The organism is Flavobacterium sp. Sd200 (assembly GCF_009826935.1).
GTDB lineage: Bacteria > Bacteroidota > Bacteroidia > Flavobacteriales > Flavobacteriaceae > Flavobacterium.
In genome coordinates, this window is record NZ_WUMN01000002.1 from 220,078 (window position 1) to 236,557 (window position 16,480).

General features: G+C 40.0%; 11 protein-coding genes. 3 read left to right on the forward strand and 8 right to left on the reverse strand.

Annotation, left to right across the window (positions count from 1 at the left end):
- Positions 1-123: 123 nt before the first annotated feature.
- The 8 genes from GR160_RS07055 to topA all read right to left on the reverse strand — a co-directional run bounded on the left by GR160_RS07055 (position 124) and on the right by topA (position 12,673).
- A complete protein-coding gene (locus tag GR160_RS07055) occupies positions 124-423 on the reverse strand; it encodes a hypothetical protein (RefSeq protein WP_160749164.1) in 300 nt (99 codons plus the stop codon).
- Positions 424-621: 198 nt separating this feature from the next.
- The gene (locus tag GR160_RS07060) at positions 622-3,912 is read right to left on the reverse strand and encodes a T9SS type B sorting domain-containing protein (RefSeq protein ID WP_160749165.1); all 3,291 of its coding nucleotides are present in this window, start codon (positions 3,910-3,912) and stop codon (positions 622-624) included.
- A gap of 247 nt (positions 3,913-4,159) precedes the next feature.
- Positions 4,160-5,137 carry a gliding motility protein GldN gene (gldN, locus tag GR160_RS07065; RefSeq protein WP_160749166.1) on the reverse strand — a complete coding sequence of 326 codons (978 nt, stop codon included), beginning with the start codon at positions 5,135-5,137 and terminating at the stop codon, positions 4,160-4,162.
- 36 nt (positions 5,138-5,173) lie between these two features.
- The gene (gene gldM / locus GR160_RS07070) at positions 5,174-6,718 is read right to left on the reverse strand and encodes a gliding motility protein GldM (RefSeq protein WP_160749167.1); all 1,545 of its coding nucleotides are present in this window, start codon (positions 6,716-6,718) and stop codon (positions 5,174-5,176) included.
- Between the two features lie 52 nt (positions 6,719-6,770).
- Positions 6,771-7,403 (reverse strand): gliding motility protein GldL, encoded by a 633-nt coding sequence (gldL, locus tag GR160_RS07075; protein WP_202390740.1) that lies wholly within the window; start codon positions 7,401-7,403, stop codon positions 6,771-6,773.
- Positions 7,404-7,476: 73 nt separating this feature from the next.
- The gene (gene gldK, locus GR160_RS07080) at positions 7,477-8,850 is read right to left on the reverse strand and encodes a gliding motility lipoprotein GldK (protein ID WP_160749168.1); all 1,374 of its coding nucleotides are present in this window, start codon (positions 8,848-8,850) and stop codon (positions 7,477-7,479) included.
- A gap of 148 nt (positions 8,851-8,998) precedes the next feature.
- Positions 8,999-10,147 carry a formimidoylglutamase gene (locus tag GR160_RS07085; protein WP_160749169.1) on the reverse strand — a complete coding sequence of 383 codons (1,149 nt, stop codon included), beginning with the start codon at positions 10,145-10,147 and terminating at the stop codon, positions 8,999-9,001.
- A 6-nt stretch (positions 10,148-10,153) separates the two neighbouring features.
- On the reverse strand, positions 10,154-12,673 hold the full coding sequence (topA, locus tag GR160_RS07090) for a type I DNA topoisomerase (protein WP_160749170.1): 2,520 nt from the start codon (positions 12,671-12,673) through the stop codon (positions 10,154-10,156).
- 183 nt (positions 12,674-12,856) lie between these two features.
- On the opposite strand from topA, the gene GR160_RS07095 reads away from it, so the two are divergent.
- From GR160_RS07095 to GR160_RS07105, 3 genes are all read left to right on the forward strand, one after another.
- On the forward strand, positions 12,857-13,552 hold the full coding sequence (locus GR160_RS07095) for a hypothetical protein (protein ID WP_160749171.1): 696 nt from the start codon (positions 12,857-12,859) through the stop codon (positions 13,550-13,552).
- Between the two features lie 80 nt (positions 13,553-13,632).
- Positions 13,633-15,081, forward strand: a complete 1,449-nt coding sequence (gene miaB / locus GR160_RS07100) for a tRNA (N6-isopentenyl adenosine(37)-C2)-methylthiotransferase MiaB (protein WP_160749172.1) — start codon at positions 13,633-13,635, stop codon at positions 15,079-15,081.
- Positions 15,082-15,186: 105 nt separating this feature from the next.
- A complete protein-coding gene (locus GR160_RS07105) occupies positions 15,187-16,476 on the forward strand; it encodes a sigma-54-dependent Fis family transcriptional regulator (RefSeq protein WP_160749173.1) in 1,290 nt (429 codons plus the stop codon).
- Positions 16,477-16,480: the final 4 nt, after the last annotated feature.

Here is a 16,480-nt window from a genome sequence, read left to right on the forward strand (position 1 = left end):
AGATATATACAAAGGTAATGTTTTTGATTCTTACAAAATGTTAATAAAAAACAAAAGGAGACGCTCCCGTCTCCTTCTATCGAAGAATAAATTCCTCAAATCACCTTACTATATCTTTTTCAATTACTTTTCTTCTTTTACAAATTCACCGGCTTCAGTAAAATACACTTTAACCGATTTTGTATCTTTGGCCACAGTAATTCTATACTCCTTATCTGCAGAAACCGCAGCATCGGTTATTTTGTAGCCTTCATATTTTGTTGATATTTCACTTAAAATGGCTGAAGGAACTTTCGACTCTTCAATCTTTTTATATTCTTTCTCCTGATGTAACACCACCTTATCTGAAACAGTGATCGTACTAACTGCTGCGTTCAAACCAATAGATAAGGCCAGTGCTGCTATAATGAATACCTTTTTCATGATTATTTAATTAGTGTTGTTATAAAGATTATTGAAAGAATTGTACCAAAATAAGATAAGCAAGCAATAAACCTGTAAAACCCTTATTTTACAACCACTTACTAAATTCAACACAAAATCATTAAACAAAAAAAGTGTAGAAATTCCACACTTATACTGTAGAAATTCCACACTTTATCAATTAAGTTGAATTAATTCTTATCGGATTAAAGCAAAATGCCCTCTGTGTATCCTTCCATCCTGACGATGAACCAAAAACCAATAATCGGTAGCTGGCAACGGATGACCATGAAATGTACCATCCCAGCCTTCACTTTGGGCATCAAAACTGGTAATAAGCTTACCAAATCGGTCAAATATATACACAAGCATTCCGGGCTCCATCCAAGAGTATCTGATATGCCATGTTTCATGCGTGCCATCGCCATTGGGTGTAAAATATTTAGGATAATTAAGCAGCACTACTTCTTTCGTAAGAAATCCACACTGAGATTTATCATTTACATACACAGTATAAATCCCCGGCCTCAATCCCCTGAACACATTGCTATCCTGATACTCATCACCATCTAACGAATATTCATATTCACCCTGCCCATCTGCAAAGACTGTAATAGTATTGTTGTTCTCAGTCCAGTCGTCAAGTTCTACGCTAATAGACTGCGGAGCTTCGGACTGCAACACCTCTATATCTACCGATGTTATACAGGCAGGCTGAGAACCTATAATCCTGCTTACGTTTACAGTATAGATGCCCGGCTCATAAACCTCAATAGCTGATGGCGAGAGTTGTGTTATAGGATGATTAGAAAGCCACTCATAAGCATCGTATCCTTCGTTAGCCGAAAGCACAAGGCGTCCCACATTTTCACAAATGTATTGTTTCTCCGGCATAAATAGCACAGGATTGAGAGTAGACCTTATTGGAAAAGATATTGTTTTAGGGCATACATTTATAAAATCATGTGTTACACGCGCATAAATGGTTTGCGGGTTTCTGACATTGGTATAAGGACTGGTTATAGGATTGTTACCACTCAATGCATCGCTTTGACTAACGTGATAAGTTACCGTATAAACCACGGGGCTTTGTGTTCCTAAAATTCCAGGTGTTAATTCCTCCAAATTAAATTCCTGAAACTCAGAATCACCAGACTCAATACAAATTTGCAGGCCACCTACCGGATTAGCAACAACAATATCAGGCAATGTAGATATATCCCTTAAGGTTACCTGTTGCTCTGTACAAACATTTTCTACCCTAAACCTGTAAGTTCCTGGATCAAGATTATTAAAAATAGGATTTGAGCCGTTATTTATTACAAAAGGCTCACCGTCCTTTTCATAAATAGAATAGGTTAACGGAGGCAAACCTGTAGCATCTACATAAACTGAACCCGGCAAACAGCCAACAGTATACACTTCATTAATTATAACGTCGTCAGAATAACTGAAAGTATCTCCAAATGGAGTAATACAATTTTTTGAAGTTACACCGTTTCCTATACCCTGAAAATACCTCAGAATCCTAAAAGTACCGCTATAATCAAAATTTACGTTATTTGTATTATTTAAGAGCTGAATTGAATTAGTACTGTCAGGCACAGTTCCTTCAGTATATTCTACTCCGGTTTCAGGGTTTACCCAACGCCCAGGCATGTTAGGATCTTCCATTTGAAGCCAATATGTTGCCGAACTTACTGTTGATACATCAAACAGCCCAACATTAAAAGCATTACATCTTGGATCTAATACAATAGCTGAAGCAGGCGGCACCTCTGCACCAACAACATTTACATCCAATATCTGTGTAATACCACAAAAATCTGCAACCTCAAATCTGTAGTCTCCTTCAGGCAAACCATCCACAAAAAAATCGCCATTAGTAAATATCAATTCATTGAGATCTACCGGGGTAACGCCTTCGTTAAACTCCGGAGGTGCACTTATTATTCTAACCAACACCAATGAACTATTTGGGCTGTCTATTTTTACACCACCAAAACCAACAGCACAATCGGGCTGGACAGTTGCAACAAAATCTTTCGGGACAAAAGCCGGAACTTCAATAACTTCATCATACCAATCACCACAATCATCCTGAATCCTTATCAGATATTCTCCAACAGGCAAATTATTAACCCGAAGTGTTCCATTCGAACCGATCATAGAAGAAACATCATAAGGCACAGGAGTGGTAAAAGCAGAGGGGCCGCGAACTATCTCTGCAAAAACTATCTCTCTATCAGGAATACTCGCTGTAATATAGCCAATAACCGAAAAGCAGCCATTATTAAAGCCTCTTAGAGTTGGATCTGGCTTTTCGCGAATAACATCCATAGAATTCGTAGTTGTCCTGCCACAGGCATCGGTAAGTTCAACTTCATAATATCCGTTAGGAACAGGATGCTCCTGAGTACCATACCACGTAACAGTATCTGTAAACGGGCCAGGGTAATCAGGATTAAAGGCCTGCGGATTAAACGTAGGAGGCGCATCTATAAAATTTAGCGTATAGGGCGGGACAAAGTTACTCGCAGTAAACGTAAGGGTATGCTGGTTACATAAAATCGGATTTTTACGTATTAATAAAATTGGCGTAGGGGTAGTTACCATTCCCGTTTTTACAGGAAATCTAATCCCACAACCATTTGTAACACTTATACTATATGTATCTACCCGACCTGGAAAAATTGGAAATGTATGACTAAACACGGCCTCAGCAGTATCACCCGATTCAATTGTTACCGTTGTAACCTCTGCCGCAGATCCATCACCCGGATGAAGTATGTACACCACCGTTAAAGGATATACAATCAATGTGCCCTGTGCATAAGACACCGTGTGCGTAATGTTTACCGACGTACAATCAGTAGAAAGAACTTCATCAAAAATTGGATCAGAAACCACCGGAGGAGTGTTGTCCGGTGCAGTAAGGGAAACGGACTGTGGTACTACTGCACCACATTGATCATAAACCCTAACCATATAATCTCCTTGCGGCAAACCTGAAAATACATTAGAAGATTGAGGCGGCACGGTAACCGGCCCCAACAACTCATACTGGACAGCTTGGCCTGCAGTAACATTTACAGTAATATTGTTACCGCCACCACATGGGTTATTGCCCGCCACTACCCTATAATTAAGCACACCAACAAGGTCCTGTATAACAATATTTTCAACTGATACGAAATTACTTTCAGCCCCTAACGTCTGAACTGCCACAACATTATAAGTTCCCCCGGGAAGAGAAACAACCGAGTTAGCACCTGAATATACTGGAACGGTAACATCAGGAAGCAAAAAAACAGAGTACAGAACAGTTGCACCCTGTGCAATCCCTGTAAGATTAAAGGTAAGCTGCCCCGTTCCATCGCAGGTTTCATCTAAAACATCGACAGTAAATTGAGGAACAGGCAGTTGTGCGCTCATTTCAACCCCGGTTAAAAGAAGCAATAAGAACACTATTCTTAATAACAGTTTCATAGCTGCCTGGGGAATTAAAATTTTAGGAATAAAAACATGATTGTATACAACGAAAAAATAAGGAGTAAATTTCACAAGAAAACTGCAAATATGCAGCATATTCAGATTATTTAACAATAATACACCAAAAACTTAACTTAATCACACAATCGACACAAAAAACGAAACTAATAAACATTAGGTGTAAATATATTCTTAAAAAAAGAGGCTAACCGTTTGGTTAGCCTCTTTATATTATATGTAAAATTTAGTAATTCCACATGTCCTGCTCATAGTTGCGAATCTTATCTCTAACGCGTTCTGCTTCGAGTAATTGCATTTGAGCATTTTCCTGTAAATATTCGTCAATACCCCTGTCTCCATAAATATTCTCTTCTTTAGTAACAACGGCAGAAAAACGCCTTGCATTAAGAAGGTGGTCGAATGTAATAGAAGCAGTAGAGTTTTTGTCGTTAAAAGCTTTAGCTTTATGCAACACATCTCTTGCACCAGGATAAAATATCCAGAAAAGCGATATTGGCTGAACATCTTCACCGGCTGTAGCCCTTGCTTTTGTAAAGGCATCCACACCCATTGGAGACAAACCTAATATTCTGTATTTTAACTCTCCCTGACGTTTATCAAAGTACCAGGTACCAACAATTTGGTATGCGGCAATATCACTTGGTTTTAAACGCGAAGTTGTAAAGTGCTCATCAGTCAAAACACCGTTTTTCCTAAGATCAGCCTTAATCTCATCTTCGTTCATGCCTTTATACTTCTTAAGACCCTGATTTCTGTTATAGATAGTAATACCTAAATCATTAATCTCTTCGAAAAAGAAACTTTTTTCGATATCCTGAAGAGTCTTTTTAGTTGTAAAGTAAGAATCGTCATAAACCTCTGTAAGTTTACCTCCCTGAATCGCTTCAATTAAAACATTGAATAATGATTTCCTATCACTACCCAGATTACCTCCGCTTCCACTGTCTTCAGTAGGGAAATATAATGGGTAGTTAATCCTCTGGTTAAGGTCTATAGTCTCCCATATCTTCTTAGAGAAAAGCACGTCCCTGTTACCAATGTAGCCGTAAGGAAGCGGTTTATCGTTATCTAAGGAATCCTCTGCAGCAGTCTTTTTACCTATTTCATCCGGCGTTTTTGCGTTAAGAAGGTTAGACTGGCCATAAGATGTAGCCAAACCTAAAAATAACGCAGCCATTACTGAAAACTTTCTACTATTCATAAATCTTGTTTTAATAAAAACGAATAATCAATTAAATTATTGTACCTCCCAGCTAAAGTTAGATGAGTCAGGTATTCTGTAACCACCTGCACCAGCAACAGTAACTTTAATATTACCGATAGTAACTATATCACCACGTTTTGCTTTAGCAATAGCTTTTTTAGCAGAGTCGTCAAATTTGTTACCTTGTACAAGTAGCCTTGGGTTACCTGGTACAAACACCTCGAAAGAGTTAACTGTAGTAGTAACATCAAACACGAAGCCAGGGAAAACAACACCTATCGTAGAAACAGAAAGGTCTTCCTTACTACCTTTTGATGAACCTTCACGACCCCTGATAGAAGGCATTGGCCTAGGAATATCGCGGATAACGAAAGTCTTTTTATCACTTACTGTAGAACCGTCAGGAAGTTTACCTGTTACAGTAACTACTGCAGACTCACCCGGAAGTGAAGTAACTGTCCAGTTGTATTGACCCGGCTTAGCACCTTTTTGGATACCAGGAGCAGATACTGTTACATCGCTAGCTGCAACACCTGCAAAAGATATACTCATTGGGTTGTTAACGCCACGGTAAACAGAGTTCATTTTATCAGCTGAGATAGTAGCTGAGTTTGGTCTTGGTACAACAACGTAAGTACTTTCGAATTTCAAAGGCACTTCTTTACCATCCTCAAGGAAAGTAAACTGACCTTTGATAGACTGCTCACCTACTGCACCAGCAGTCATATTAATTACAGCCTGACCATTCTCAATTTTACCAGGACCTTGGAAAGATGTAGGTTTAGTATCTGCATCATATTTACCAAGCACCACTTTACCGGTAACTTTCTCACCTTGGAAATAAGCATTTTTATCTAATACTACAAGAGCAGTATAGTTTTTCATTGAAGACGCATCAACAGCCGCTTTACCTAAAGCAGAGCTATAAACGCTTGCTTCAATTGTTTCAACACTGTTTTGAAGAGCAGATAATTTTGTTAAAGATGCAATTGCAGGGAAACCTTTATAGTGGTAGTCAAGATATTTTTTCTTAACACCTTCACCATCTACAACGTCACTTGTATCAAACTTACTATCTAATTCTTTAACAATTGATTTATATTTACTTTCATTACCAAGCGCTGCTTTCATGTCAGCTTTATACTTACCAAGAGCATCAACTATTTCCTGACCTTTTTTAGAATAACCGTCTCCTGCAAACCAGCCCTCATCAATTTTATCTCCTTTATCCATAGCCTCGTAAGGAAGTTTACCTTTCTCGGTTCTTTCAACTTCTTTGGTTATATCAGATTTTAAAGACTCTAAAAAGGTTACAAGTTGAGCAGATATTCCCTGAACTTTTTCAGCAACATTCTTTGCCTCAACAAAGTGAGCATCCTCACCTGCTTTAGTTGCCAAAGCATCATATAAACCTTTATTATTAATCGCCGCTTCTTTGTTTGAAGCCTCAAACTGTTCGTTCATCAAACCAAAGGCCGATAGAACTTCTTTTGACATGTTTAATGCCATCATTGCGATGAAAACCAGATACATCAGGTTCACCATCTTTTGCCTTGGGGTTTGTTTTCCTCCTGCCATTTTTACTTAAATAGTTTCTTTTGTTTTGTTATAAAAATAGAATTGGGAAAAATTATGCCCTGTTACCCATTGCAGAAAGCATACCACCATAAACATTGTTAAGAGACGCGATGTTTTTAGTCATAGCAGTCATTTCTTCCTGAAGTTTAGTAGCGTTTTCAGCAATTACTTTATTAGCTTCTGCATTACGTGCAGCGCTGTCAAGCTGTACTTTATAAAGGCTGTTTAATGATTCCATTTGTGCAGCAGCAGTAGACATTTCTTCGCTGTATTTTTTCTGAGAAGAAATTGAGTCAACTGTAGGAGCAATACCTTTAGCAGCAGATTCGAAATTTTTGATACTTGAACCTAAGCTAGCCATAAGTTCACCGTCGATTTTAGCCTCTTTCAATAAATTATCAAGTTTTTGAGATAGTAATCCCTGAGCTTCAGCAGGATTTTCTTTCTTCGCTTCTTTTTTCTTAGCCTCGCCACCAGCAAGCTCCGGATAAACTAACGACCAGTCAAGCTCTTTGTGGATTGGCTCGAAAGCAGAAAGACCAAAGATAAGAGCCTCAGTACCAAGACCAGCAATAAGCATTTCGCTCGCACCTGGCCAGTGCATAAGTTTAAATAGTGCGCCAACAATTACAACCGCAGCTCCAAGACCATAGGCCATGTTCATAACTCTTTGTGGTAGTGCCATAATAAAATAAATTTAGTTTTTAGTTAAGTTAATTAATTTAAATATTCAAAAAAATTCGAGTTGGTTACTTTAATTATTGGTTTCCTGTATTTTGTGTACCCATATAATCCTGTACAGTTCTGAAACCTATGTAGCTTCTTGCAGAGTCAGCATATTCCCAGTCCCTTGTACTTGTCTGAAGGAAATAAGCAACATCTTTCCAAGAACCACCGCGTATAACTTTACGCTTGTTGTTATAATCTGAAACGTTAGGGTTCATTGTAGAAACATACTCATAAGAGCTTCCATCATAAGATGAATCTGTCCACTCAGAAACGTTACCCGCCATATTAAACAAATTGAAATCATTAGGATCGAAAGAGTCAGCCTCTACAGTATAAAGAGCACCGTCAGCAGCATAGTCACCCCTGCTTGGTTTAAAGTTTGCAAGGAAACAACCTCTGTCATTCTTAGCATAAGGACCACCCCAAGGGAATGTACCTGATTGTATACCACCTCTTGCAGCATATTCCCACTCTGCCTCAGTTGGCAAACGGAAAGAGTTAGCAAACTCCCTGTTTCCTTTTGCTTTTTGATATCCACGCTTGTGCTCTGTCCTCCATGCACAAAACGCTTTTGCCTGCTTCCAGCTAATACCCACCACAGGATATTTACTGTATGCATCGTGCCAAAAATAGTCATTATGCATTGGCTCATTATAAGAGTAAGCAAAGTCTTTGATCCAAACAGTTGTATCCGGATAGATAGCAACCTTTTCAGATTTAAGGTATTTACTCCTTTTCTCCCTTGTATTGCCTGTAGTCTTATCTTTTGCAGCAGCCTGAATATCCATCCACTTGTACATATATACAAGTTTAGAAACATCAATAGTCCTGCCACCATTGTAAGATTCAGACTCCGGAAGATACATAGAGTCCATAACCTCTACATAAAACTCATCCGGATATTTTTGCGGATCCTGAATAAGTTTTGCTTTATGATTTAGCTTTCTTCCGGCATACGGATCATCACTAACACTGTAGTAATTATCTTCCATGTACTGGTCATAAGCAGATTTCTCTTCTTTTTCCTGATCTTTAAAAGCATACTCACCTATACCTCCACTGCCAGGAGTTTGCCCCTGTTCATCAGCAAGAATAGCAAGCCTTGTTCTGATCGTAGAATCTTTAACAGACTCCACAAACTGACGGTACTCGCTGTTTGTTATTTCTGTTTCGTCCATGTAAAAAGAACGAACAGTCACCGTCTTTGTAGGAGCATCCTGAAGATTAGCCAAATCGTCGTCAGACTTACCCATAATGTAAGCACCACCGGGAACTAAAGTCATACCATAAGGCTTTTCGGGCTTCCACTTCCTTCCTCTAACACCCACCAGTTCTCCGCGGTCGCTCGAACCACAGCTGATAAGTAACGTTAAAGTTGCTGTTAATGCAATGAACTTCTTCATAAATTTGGGTTATTAATGTAATCTATTTTTAAGGGCGTAAACCTATTTATTTATTTTGAAAAAAACAATTTTTTTTAGAAAAAATCCTAAGCTCGTCATAAACATTTGATAACTTATCGTAAAACAGCGTTTATTTGTATTGATAATGTTAAATTATGTTTTTTCTTTGAGCTTTCCATAATCTTTCAGGCACCTCATTGTCGCATGCATTAAGGTAATCCTTGTAACTACAGGGTAATAACGTATTATTTTTAACTTTATTATCTGTTACCCCCCCTGCCGGAACGGCTATCCACCACCTGTCTGTCCTGTCGCTCTTATAAAACACGAGTTCTTCGTCTTCTAAAGGAACTATATATTTTATATAATGCTCGCGGCTTCCAAAAGGATATTCATTAGAACGGTAATGTACCCCTTCTATAAAATACCACATAATTTGCGCAATAAGCACCGACTCCTGCCTGCTGTCATCGTGATTAAAGATACCAAAAGAGCTAACCTTATCACTTATACCGGCGTAGCGCGCTAAAGTACAAATTTCTTTGCCATCAAAACCATTTGGCACAAATTTAACAATATTTCCAGAATCGCTTGATTTTACTGCACTCATGTCAATACTAACCACATCGGCATCCCTAAATACAGGTTCGGCAATAGTAATATCATTACAAACCTCACCCAACCTGTAGGCATCAAAGTATAACTTTTCGATCAGATCTATCTCCTCCTGAGAGTTAAAATAAGTTTGATAGCCTATATTACTGTAATTAAAAAGATTATGAGGTTCCTCAACAATCATTTGCGTTACAAACGAGCGTGCAGACATTTCATCATCCTCTTTACCAAAATCAAAACGGCTGTCTACAGTTACAAAGTTAACCATTTGTTCCAAACGGTCGTATCCTCTGTACACAGCATAGGCCAAATCCTGGGAGCCACCTATTACTACCGGGATTATTTTTTGCTTTACCAGCTCTGCCACTACGGTCTTAAGCACATAATAAGTATCCTGTTGTGTTTCTCCGGCAGCAATGTTTCCTAAATCAGCAATAGTATTGTACCAATTGCCCGAATACAAACTGTAAAACTCCTTTCGTATATAATTTAAATGTATGTGCTTGCCATCCTGCTGCCCGCGATTATCTAAAACACCAATAAGTGCGATCTTTACATTTTCAAGATCCGGAAAATCGCCTTTGGAATGCACCAACACCTTCCTGCCCAATGCCTGATCGGGCAATGCAGCAGTAAAATCGGTAAAATCTTCGCCTAACGGTTGTAAAAATTCAAAAGCCATAGGTTGTTATTTCTTTTTTGCAGGTGCTTTTTTAGTTGCTGTGGTTTTAGATGCAGCTGCCTTTTTAGCCGGAGCTTTTTTAGCAGGGGTTTTCTCGGCCACCATAGCCTTTACCTGGTCTAATGTAAGCGCGGCAGCATCTATATCTTTATTAAGCTCTATTTTTATTTTGCCTTTGGTAATCACCGAACGTCCCCAACGGGCTTTCTCCACCCTAATTCCTTCTTCTTCCCAGTTATGGATTACCTTATCAATATCTTTTTGAAGCTTATCCTGTATAAGTTCAACAATATCGTTTTGAGTAAGACAATCAAAATTATATTTTTTACTTACATTTATAAAGATACCGTTCCATTTAATAAAAGGGCCAAAACGTCCTACACCTTTTTGAACCGGATGACCTTCATATTCTCCTATTGGAGCATCGGCCTGCTTCTTTTCATCTATAAGTTCAATAGCCCTTTGCAGTGTAACATCCAGCGGATCTTCGCCTTTAGGCAATGATATAAATGTTTTGCCAAAACGCACATACGGACCAAAACGGCCATTATTAACTTCAATTTCCTCACCATCCTGAGAACCCAGTATTTTTGGCAATGCAAAAAGCCCAAGCACCTCATCAAGTGTTATAGTACTCATATTTTGCTCAGGCAAAAGGCTGGCAAAAGTTTTTTCTTCATCTTCGGCATCTCCAATTTGTGCCATAGGGCCAAATTTACCTAAACGAACACTTACAGGTTTACCCGATTTAGGGTCAGTCCCCAAAATACGCTCACCCGATTCGCGATCGGCATTTTTCTCAACATCCTTAACGGTTGGATGAAAATGACTGTAAAAATCGTTCATCATTTGCGTCCAGTCTTCGCTACCCGAAGCTATGGCATCAAAATCTTCCTCTACCTTGGCAGTAAAGTTATAATCTAAAATAGTATCAAAGTGGTTAACCAAAAAGTCGTTCACAATGGTACCTATATCGGTTGGCACCAGCTTGCCTTTGTCTGAACCCACATTCTCTGTAAGCTGCTGCGCACTGATGTTGCCGTTTTTTAATGTGATTTGCGAATAGTTGCGCGGCTGCCCCTCAAAATTACCTTTCTCTACATAATTCCTACTGATAATGGTACTGATGGTAGGCGCATAAGTAGATGGACGACCAATGCCCAGCTCTTCAAGTTTTTTAACCAGCGCAGCCTCGGTATAGCGGGCAGGCGGGCGCGAAAAACGCTCAGTGGCCGTAATGTAATTATTGATAAGCTTTTCGTTTATCCTTAATGCAGGCAGCATTCCCTCCTGCTCTACATCTTCATCGTCGTGACCTTCAAGATACACTTTAAGGAAACCTTCAAAAGTAAGCACCTCTCCCGATGCTGTAAATTGCTCTTTATGATTATTGGCATCTATCTTAACATTGGTACGTTCCAATTGCGCATCGCTCATTTGCGAAGCCAGTGTGCGCTTCCATATCAGGTCATACAAACGTGCCTGGTCGCGATCTATATTAACACTGTGGCGTGTCATATCGGTAGGACGGATGGCCTCGTGCGCCTCCTGTGCTCCTTTGCTTTTAGTATTATAATTGCGCGGCTTGCTAAACTCTTTGCCATAAGAACGGATAATTTCGTCTTCGGCTGCTGCCATAGCATCCTGAGATAAGTTTACACTATCGGTCCTCATATACGTAATAAGCCCCGCCTCATACAGCCTTTGCGCAAGCATCATGGTAACACCAACCGGAAAATACAACTTACGCGCAGCTTCCTGTTGCAGTGTAGATGTGGTAAACGGTGCTGCCGGCGATTTTTTTGCCGGTTTGGTCTCAAGGTCGGCAACTTTATAAGATGAACCTATGTTTTTATTTAAAAACTCCTGCGCCTGTTCCTTTGTTGCAAAATTTTTAGGCAGTTTTGCTTTAAATGTCTTTCCTGCTTCATTGGTAAACTCGGCGGTAATACTGTAAGATGCTTCGGCTTTAAAGTTCTGAATTTCCCTTTCGCGCTCTACTATTAACCTTACAGATACTGATTGTACCCTTCCTGCCGATAGTCCGCTTTTTACTTTTTTCCAAAGTACAGGTGAAAGTTCATACCCCACAAGCCTGTCTAAAACCCTGCGCGCCTGTTGGGCATTTACAAGATCATAATTTATAGTCCTCGGATTGTCTATAGCCTTTAGTATGGCAGACTTTGTAATTTCATGAAAAACAATACGCTTGGTTTTTGTTTTATCCAGTTTCAGTTCTTCTGCCAGGTGCCATGCTATCGCCTCACCCTCGCGGTCTTCATCGGAAGCCAACCAAACGGTCTCGGCCGATTTAGAAAGATCCCTGAGCTTTTTAACCAAAGCTTTTTTATCGGGAGACACTTCATATTTTGGTTTAAAGCCATTGGTTACATCTACCCCCATTTCTTTAGAAGGAAGGTCGGCAATATGCCCGTAGCTGCTCTCTACCTGATAGTCTTTCCCTAAAAACTTTTCAATGGTTTTTGCCTTTGCAGGCGACTCAACAATCACTAAATTCTTTGCCATACAACATTTCTTTGAGGGCAAAAGTATGCGATTTTTTTAAATAACATATTTCATTTGCAACAAAACACACGCTTTTTAGAAATAATTACATTTTAGGCAACATCGTTTTTAAGCTTAAAAGCAATATTTTTTATACTTTTAGGCAATGGCTTTTTTATAATTTACTCCTTAATATATATAAGCATGAAAACAGTACACATAAAATTACTATTACCCTACAACTGGTGGCACCTGCGCAGCCTAAAAATAACCGACGGCAACAACCAGCTTTTAACCAAAGTAAAGCACGGCGGAGAATATAGCGTTGTGTTAGATGAATGTACTGAAAAACTTTTTATTAAGATAGACCATGTAAGATCTCAAGTAGACATTCCTGCAGATCAGGATACTTTACACCTAATCCTGTTTCTTGATTTCAGGGATGACTGGTTTCACAAATATATCGATGTACTTAAACGAAACTGTATAAAAGGGCGCTTTACAACCGCAGACGATTTTAATTCGTTCGATAGTTCATTTTATAAAAAAACAAACAACTGGCTTTCTGTTAACAAAATCAACAAGCCGCTGCTCAATTTTGGGCTAGCAATATCAGCAGCCCTTATAGTTACCTCTGTAATGCAACAGAATAACCCTTATCAGGACCTGTTGTTTTTTATTGGCACATGCAGTACAATATCCCTGTTATTCACTATCAGTCAAAAAAACAACATGCCTGTGTTTGACTACAAGAGCAGGATAATAGCTACTGCCCTATTGTTTGTTTTAGCTTATTTTTTCATCGCTCCTTCGGCAATAATCTCAATATTATTTTTCACTGTTATTGCGGCTTTTATAATCAAATCGTTATCTACGCTTAACAACCTTAAGGTTAATTAAAAGTAATATGCCATCTTGTCATAGTTTAAAATTTTAATAGTATCTTTGCCAACTTACAAAAAGAATGTTCAGTTGCGCTTATGGAAAAGATAATTGAAGAAAGCAAACAAGGCCAAAGTCTTGTTTTAGAGCAAAAAGAGGGCAATACTAAAAAACTGTTTATAGAGAGCTATGGCTGCCAGATGAATTTTTCTGACAGCGAAATTGTTGCGTCTATACTTGCCAACGAAGGTTTTAATACTACCCAGAATATAGAAGAAGCCGACCTTGTACTGGTAAACACCTGCTCTATTAGAGATAAGGCAGAGCAAACCGTGCGCAAAAGGCTTGAAAAATACAACTCCGTTAAAAAAATAAACCCGGGAATGAAGGTGGGCGTTTTGGGCTGTATGGCCGAACGTTTAAAAAGCCAGTTCCTGGAAGAGGAGAAAATAGTAGACATGGTTATAGGCCCTGATGCCTATAAAGACCTACCCAACCTGCTGAAAGAAGTAGAAGAAGGCCGCGATGCCATTAACGTTATTCTTTCTAAAGAAGAAACCTATGGAGATATTTCTCCTGTGCGACTTAACAGCAATGGTGTAACAGCGTTTGTTTCTATTACCCGTGGGTGCGACAACATGTGTACGTTTTGCGTGGTTCCGTTTACCCGTGGCCGCGAACGCAGCCGCGAGCCGCAAAGTATTATGGAAGAAATTGCCGACCTGTACAGCAAAGGCTTTAAAGAAGTTACTCTTTTGGGTCAGAATGTTGACAGCTACCTATGGTATGGCGGCGGACTTAAAAAAGACTTTGTAAAAGCATCTGAAATGCAAAAAGCTACTGCCGTAGATTTTGCACAACTGCTGGACATGGTGGCCACCACCTATCCTAAAATGCGTTTCCGCTTCAGCACCTCAAACCCGCAGGACATGCACCTGGAGGTTATAGAGGTTATGGCAAAACACCATAATATATGCAAATACATTCACCTGCCGGTGCAAAGCGGCAGTACGCGCATACTAAAAGAAATGAACCGCCAGCACACCCGAGAGGAATATATGCAACTGGTTGACGATATTTACCGTATTATCCCAGAAATATCGTTATCTCAGGATATGATAGCGGGCTTCCCTACCGAAACCGAAGAAGACCATCAGGACACCCTTACGCTTATGGAGCATTGCAAATATGACTTTGGGTTTATGTTTGCCTACTCTGAGCGTCCCGGCACACTGGCAGCACGCAAGCTGGAAGACGATATTCCGGACGAGGTTAAAAACCGCCGCCTTACAGAGATCATCAACCTGCAGCAAACCATGGCATGGGAACGCACCCAGCGTTTTGTAGGCCAGGTGGTAGAGGTGCTTATAGAAAAACCATCTAAACGCAGCGATGCCCACTGGAGCGGACGTAACTCGCAAAACACGGTAGTAGTTTTCCCTAAAGGCGATTATAAACCGGGCGACTTTGTAAACGTACTGATCACAGAATGTACATCGGCTACACTTATAGGCGAAGCCGTGGGGTATAGCCAAATAATGAGTTAGTTTTTTTAGTTTCAGGTTTCAAGTTTCAGGTTGTTGGAACCTCATCGAAACGTGCCCTCTATTTACGTCACTCAACTTTAAACCTGAAACTTTAAACAAAAGAAGATGGAAACCGTACAAGCCATAAAGCAACGATTTGAAATAATAGGGAACGACCCCAAGCTAAACCGTGCTATAGAAAAAGCCATACAGGTGGCTCCTACCGATATATCGGTACTGGTAACAGGCGAAAGCGGTGTGGGTAAAGAGAGTATCCCAAAAATTATACATGCCCTGTCTCACCGCAAGCACGGCAAATATATTGCCGTAAACTGTGGCGCCATACCGGAAGGTACTATAGACAGCGAACTCTTTGGTCACGAAAAAGGAGCCTTTACAGGGGCTACGTCTACCCGTGAGGGTTATTTTGAAGTGGCAGACGGCGGTACTATTTTTCTTGACGAGGTAGGCGAACTGCCGCTTACAACACAAGTGCGTTTGCTTCGCGTTTTAGAGAACGGCGAGTTTATAAAAGTGGGATCCAGCCAGGTGCAAAAAACCAATGTTCGCATTGTGGCTGCAACCAACGTTAATATGTTTGATGCCATAGAAAAAGGTAAATTTCGCGAAGACCTGTATTACAGGCTAAGTACCGTAGAAATTACACTGCCGGCACTTCGCGAACGTAAAGAGGACATACATTTACTGTTTCGCAAATTCTCATCAGATTTTGCACATAAATATAAAATGCCGCCCATAAAACTGGACGACGATGCGGTTAACCTGCTTCAAAAATACCGCTGGGGCGGAAATATCAGGCAGCTGCGCAATGTGGCAGAGCAAATTTCCGTTTTAGAGACCAAGAGAGATATATCGCTAAATACACTTAATGGCTACTTACCACAGGAGGGCAGCAATCTTCCGGCAGTGGTTCGTGAAAAGAAACCCGAAAGCGACTTTAGTACCGAAAGAGAGATACTATATAAGGTATTGTTTGACATGAAGAACGACCTTAACGATCTTAAAAAACTTACTATGGAGCTGATGCAAAACGGTAACACTTCTAAAGTACAGGAAACCAACCAGGGACTTATTCAGCGCATATACGGGCAGCAGGATGTTAGCCATCGCGATTTTGAAGATCTGCCAAGAACAGAGGTTTATGCCCCACAAAAGCAAAACCGTGCAGAGCCTGTGGTAGAGCAACATCATGACGATGATGATTATGACGACGACGGTCACTACCTCTATGCCGATACTGTAGAAGAAGAGGAAACACTGAGGCTGGACGAAAAAGAAATAGAACTGATAAAAAAAGCGCTTGAGCGCAACAAAGGCAAACGCAAAGCCGCTGCCGACGAGCTTGGCATTAGCGAGCGCACATTATATAGAAAAATTAAACAATTTGACCTGTAAGCCC

What these genes read in the sequence shown, in the direction of transcription:
- GR160_RS07055 (WP_160749164.1), bottom strand. Translation starts at nt 423, where the DNA reads ATGAAAAAGGTATTCATTATAGCAGCACTGGCCTTATCTATTGGTTTG.
- gldM (WP_160749167.1), bottom strand. Translation starts at nt 6,718, where the DNA reads ATGGCAGGAGGAAAACAAACCCCAAGGCAAAAGATGGTGAACCTGATG.
- gldL (WP_202390740.1), bottom strand. Translation starts at nt 7,403, where the DNA reads ATGGCACTACCACAAAGAGTTATGAACATGGCCTATGGTCTTGGAGCT.
- GR160_RS07105 (WP_160749173.1), top strand. Translation starts at nt 15,187, where the DNA reads ATGGAAACCGTACAAGCCATAAAGCAACGATTTGAAATAATAGGGAAC.
- topA (WP_160749170.1), bottom strand. Translation starts at nt 12,673, where the DNA reads ATGGCAAAGAATTTAGTGATTGTTGAGTCGCCTGCAAAGGCAAAAACC.
- GR160_RS07060 (WP_160749165.1), bottom strand. Translation starts at nt 3,912, where the DNA reads ATGAAACTGTTATTAAGAATAGTGTTCTTATTGCTTCTTTTAACCGGG.
- GR160_RS07095 (WP_160749171.1), top strand. Translation starts at nt 12,857, where the DNA reads ATGAAAACAGTACACATAAAATTACTATTACCCTACAACTGGTGGCAC.
- gldK (WP_160749168.1), bottom strand. Translation starts at nt 8,850, where the DNA reads ATGAAGAAGTTCATTGCATTAACAGCAACTTTAACGTTACTTATCAGC.
- gldN (WP_160749166.1), bottom strand. Translation starts at nt 5,137, where the DNA reads ATGAATAGTAGAAAGTTTTCAGTAATGGCTGCGTTATTTTTAGGTTTG.
- miaB (WP_160749172.1), top strand. Translation starts at nt 13,633, where the DNA reads ATGGAAAAGATAATTGAAGAAAGCAAACAAGGCCAAAGTCTTGTTTTA.
- GR160_RS07085 (WP_160749169.1), bottom strand. Translation starts at nt 10,147, where the DNA reads ATGGCTTTTGAATTTTTACAACCGTTAGGCGAAGATTTTACCGATTTT.